Source organism: Nosocomiicoccus sp. HMSC067E10, assembly GCF_001810835.1.
Taxonomy (GTDB): domain Bacteria; phylum Bacillota; class Bacilli; order Staphylococcales; family Salinicoccaceae; genus Nosocomiicoccus; species Nosocomiicoccus ampullae_A.
Genome location: NZ_KV802754.1, coordinates 1 through 2,436 on the forward strand (window position 1 = coordinate 1; position 2,436 = coordinate 2,436).

Here is a 2,436-nt window from a genome sequence, read left to right on the forward strand (position 1 = left end):
CATTAAACGAAGAAACACCAAACGAAGAAGCATCAGCAGACGAAAAATCACTAACTGAAGAAATCACTAAAGAAAGTGAAGAAGTAGCAACTCGATCTGCACTAAATAGAACAGCAGAAGATGAGGTAGATAAAACTTCTTTAGATGTAACTTCTGACGATGTTGGTAATGCCAGACTTGATGTTGATGGTGTGAAAGTAATTGAGTCAGGTACTGATCAAGAAGATGCTAGACGTACCGTTAACGGAACAGTTTATCAGTACTATAATTCTACACCTACTGCTGGAAGTGTAAGAGACGGAGTTAGAAGTCCTTTAGAAGACGTTAGAGTATACGCACAGTGGTTTGAAAAAAGCGGAGCAGCCTCACCTATCTATACTACTAAAACTGATGCCCAAGGTAATTATCATATCGTAATGAAAGATTTTGTTTTAGCAGATGGAACAACCGCACGTTTTGATGCGGATCCTTTATTACCTGAAGGAGAAAAATTCAGAGTATGGGCTGAAACTCCAGATGGATTAAGTCTGATACAGTCATGGAACCTAAGCCAAGTTGGTCCACGTGGTAAAGTTATGGATACTATGAATGGTGCTCGTAACTGGATTCATACAGATAGACTAGAGAACTTCAACTTTGCATATGCCGAAACGCCGGATCATGAAGCGATGCATAATTTAAATGAAAAAGTTGACAATCAAGGATTTAACGAAACTTCAGGTCAAATAAACGGTCGTGTTTTCTGGGAAAATAGTCATCAAGCTGGAGCATCAAATATGTCTGAGCTTTCTAGATTTGGTGGAGCAGACACACCAATCAGAGATGTTGAAGTCATTGGTTCATACCTTTCAGACTATGCAGTAAATAAAATTTATAATGAAGCACCAGCTGCGATTGGTACAAAGAATATTCGTGGCAATGGTTGGACAGATGAAAATGAGAATGCTCTACAAGCATGGATTAAAGAGCAAATTGAATTAGAAGGTAAAGATTTATGGATTGGTGAAACAGTATCAACAAGAACTGATGCAGATGGTAAATATGTTCTTCAATTTAATGGTACTTATGGTCAGGACTATAACAATAGAGGATATAATGATAACATCAATCTTGGTACTGGGCGTCGCTCAGTGTTATATCGTGAAGATGTTCTTCCAGAAGATATTGCCTTAGCTCATGGATTAGAGGAAGGATCCACTTATGAAGATTTAATGGGTAGAACGGCTAGTTCACCAGATGTTGGTAACTGGTGGAGAATTACTTCTCAAAGATTAGATAGAGAAGCAAGCTTAGATGCTGCTCCTAAGCACATTAACATTGATTGGACTTATGTATCAATTCCAGGATTAGAGAACTTTGGAATGATAACACCATTCTTTGGTAATCGTTATGAGTTTAGTAGAGGCTCTGCTACAACTGGATTTTTAGAGACTTTCCGTATTAACAGTAATGAACAACAGCGCCTCAATAATGTAAATTTTGGTATGTTCTTAGACGAGTATATTTTCGGTATTGATGAGTATAATACAACTACATCACCAGCATTACCTGGTGCTAATGTATCTACTACAACGGTAGGTTTACCATCATCAGACCTAGGTAACAATAAGTATCAGGTTGTTTGGTATGATAAGGATGGTAATATTGTTCATGAATCGGAAGTTAAAATCCCATCAAATGAGGGTAAAATAACAACAGATGACTTTAAAGTTCCTGAAAATGCGCAAAGTGGTGATATTTTCACAGCTAAATTATTCGCGATTAGTCCTGGGGAAGAATCTGTTCGTGATGAATACCCACTTGCGCAAGACTCGTTTATTGTGAAGCTTGCAAATGAACTTTATGAACCATCATACGAAGAACAATTCGTAGTACCAGGTACACCATCAGAATCAGAACCAACATTCAAAGACAAAGATGGTAATGTAGTATCAGCACCAGAAGGATCTAAATATACAATTGGTAAAAATGCGGATGGTTCAGACTTTGTAGTACCAGATGGTTACACAGTCACTGTTGATGAGACAACAGGTGTAGTCACAGTAACAGCAGATCCAGAGGCATTAGATGCAGATACTGTAGAAGAATTTGATGTACCAGTTAAAGTGACTTATGAAGATGGTTCAACTGATGAAGCTAAAGCGAAATTCAAATTAGATACAGATGGTGACGGCACTCCAGATATCGAAGATGAAGATGATGATGGAGACGGCGTACCGGATGAAACGGAAAAAGATCATAATTCTAATCCTAAGAACCCAGATTCAGTGCCTAACAATGAAGAATACGAGCCTGGATACGAAGATGGCAAAGGTAAACCAGGTGAAGATGTAACTGTACCGTCACCAGAGTTTAAGGATAAAGATGGTAACCCAACAGAAGCACCAGACGGTACGAAATTCACACCAGGTGAAGACGCACCAGAAGGTGTTGAAG

The 2,436-nt window shown here is 38.5% G+C and carries 1 protein-coding gene; it reads left to right on the forward strand.

The window, feature by feature from the left end:
- Positions 1 to 2,436, forward strand: a 2,436-nt coding sequence (locus tag HMPREF2767_RS08715; RefSeq protein ID WP_210391801.1) for a YPDG domain-containing protein, incomplete at both ends; no start/stop codon positions are given.